This window comes from Arthrospira sp. PCC 8006 (assembly GCF_046480465.1).
Taxonomy (GTDB): domain Bacteria; phylum Cyanobacteriota; class Cyanobacteriia; order Cyanobacteriales; family Microcoleaceae; genus Limnospira; species Limnospira platensis.
On the sequence record NZ_PKGG01000401.1, the window covers coordinates 1 to 2,263 of the forward strand.

General features: G+C 46.0%; 3 protein-coding genes. All 3 read right to left on the bottom strand.

Annotated features, from left to right (window positions below; genetic code table 11):
* Window positions 1-369: 369 nt before the first annotated feature.
* Window positions 370-669 (bottom strand): hypothetical protein, encoded by a 300-nt coding sequence (locus B9T16_RS27960; RefSeq protein WP_410246309.1) that lies wholly within the window; start codon window positions 667-669, stop codon window positions 370-372.
* A gap of 344 nt (window positions 670-1,013) precedes the next feature.
* A complete protein-coding gene (locus B9T16_RS27965; RefSeq protein ID WP_410246310.1) occupies window positions 1,014-1,238 on the bottom strand; it encodes a hypothetical protein in 225 nt (74 codons plus the stop codon).
* Window positions 1,239-1,703: 465 nt separating this feature from the next.
* Window positions 1,704-2,063 (bottom strand): hypothetical protein, encoded by a 360-nt coding sequence (locus B9T16_RS27970; RefSeq protein ID WP_410246311.1) that lies wholly within the window; start codon window positions 2,061-2,063, stop codon window positions 1,704-1,706.
* Between the last annotated feature and the right edge of the window lie 200 nt (window positions 2,064-2,263).

Consider the following 2,263-nt stretch of genomic DNA (forward strand, 5'->3'; position numbering starts at 1 on the left):
CAACTGGTGACTTTCCSTTTTCGGAAAACTCTCSCAACTSGTGACTTTCCCTTTTCGGGAAACTCTCCCAACTTCCGACTTCTGAAAACCGCCGCATTTCCAACTTAACCAGGAAACTGTTATGTGAGTAGGTTATATGAGAGTAACTCTCCCAACTGGTGACTTTCCCTTTTCGGGAAACTCTCCCAACTTCTGACTCCTGAAAACCTCCACATTTTCAACTCAACCCGGAAACTGTTATGTGGGTAGGTGATATTTGAGTAACTCTCCCAACTGGTGACTTTCCCTTTTCGGGAAACTCTCSCAACTSGTGACTTTCCSTTTTCGGGARACTCTCCCAACTTCTGACTCCTGAAAACCTCCACATTTTCAACTCAACCCGGAAACTGTTATGTGGGTAGGTGATATGAGAATAACTCTCCCAACTGGTGACTTTCCCTTTTCGGGAAACTCTCCCAACTGGTGACTTTCCCTTTTCGGGAAACTCTCCCAACTTCCGACTTCTGAAAACCGCCGCATTTCCAACTTAACCAGGAAACTGTTATGTGAGTAGGTTATATGAGAGTAACTCTCCCAACTGGTGACTTTCCCTTTTCGGGAAACTCTCCCAACTGGTGACTTTCCCTTTTCGGGAAACTCTCCCAACTTCCGACTTCTGAAAACCGCCACATTTCCAACTCAACCCGGAAACTGTTATGTGGGTAGGTGATATKWGAGTAACTCTCCCAACTCGTGACTTTCCSTTTTCGGGAGACTCTCCCAACTTCCGACTTCTGAAAACCTCCACATTTCCAACTCAACCCGGAAACTGTTATGTGGGTAGGTGATATGWGAGTAACTCTCCCAACTSGTGACTTTCCCTTTTCGGGAAACTCTCCCAACTTCYGACTTCTGAAAACCGCCACATTTYCAACTCAACCCGGAAACTGTTATGTGGGTAGGTGATATTTGAGTAACTCTCCCAATTTCGGACTTCTGAAAACCGCCACATTTTTAAGTCAACCGGAAAACTGTTATGTGGGTAGGTTATATGAGAGTAACTCTCCCAACTCGTGACTTTCCGTTTTCGGGAGACTCTCCCAACTTCTGACTTCTGAAAACCGCCACATTTCCAACTCAACCCGGAAACTGTTATGTGGGTAGGTTATATGAGAGTAACTCTCCCAACTCGTGACTTTCCGTTTTCGGGAGACTCTCCCAACTTCTGACTTCTGAAAACCGCCACATTTCCAACTCAACCCGGAAACTGTTATGTGGGTAGGTGATATGAGAATAACCCTCCCAACTCGTGACTTTCCCTTTTCGGGAGACTCTCCCAAYTTCSGACTCCTGAAAACCGCCACATTTTYMAACTCAACCCGGAAACTGTTATGTGGGTAGGTGATATGAGAGTAACTCTCGCAACTCGTGACTTTCCGTTTTCGGGAAACTCTCCCAACTTCCGACTCCTGAAAACCGCCACATTTTTAAGTCAACCGGAAAACTGTTATGTGGGTAGGTTATATGAGAGTAACTCTCCCAACTGGTGNACTTTCCMTWTTCGRRTAACTCTCSCAACTCGTGACTTTCCCTTTTCGGGARACTCTCCCAATTTCCGACTTCTGAAAACCGCCRCATTTCCAACTCAACCGGAAAACTGTTATGTGGGTAGGTGATATTWGAGTAACTCTCCCAATTTCGGACTTCTGAAAACCGCCACATTTTCAAGTCAACCCGGAAACTCTTATGTGGGTAGGTGATATGAGAGTAACTCTCCCAACTGGTGACTTTCCCTTTTCGGAAAACTCTCGCAACTCGTGACTTTCCCTTTTCGGGAGACTCTCCCAACTTCCGACTCCTGAAAACCGCCACATTTCCAACTCAACCCGGAAACTGTTATGTGGGTAGGTGATATTTGAGTAACTCTCCCAACTGGTGACTTTCCGTTTTCGGGAAACTCTCCCAACTTCCGACTTCTGAAAACCGCCACATTTCCAACTCAACCCGGAAACTGTTATGTGGGTAGGTGATATGAGAATAACCCTCCCAACTCGTGACTTTCCCTTTTCGGGAGACTCTCCCAACTTCCGACTCCTGAAAACCGCCACATTTTTAAGTCAACCNGGAAAACTGTTATGTGGGTAGGTTATATGAGAGTAACTCTCCCAACTGGTGACTTTCCGTTTTCGGGARACTCTCCCAACTTCCGACTTCTGAAAACCGCCACATTTCCAACTCAACCMGGAAACTGTTATGTGGGTAGGTGATATGAGAGTAACTCTCC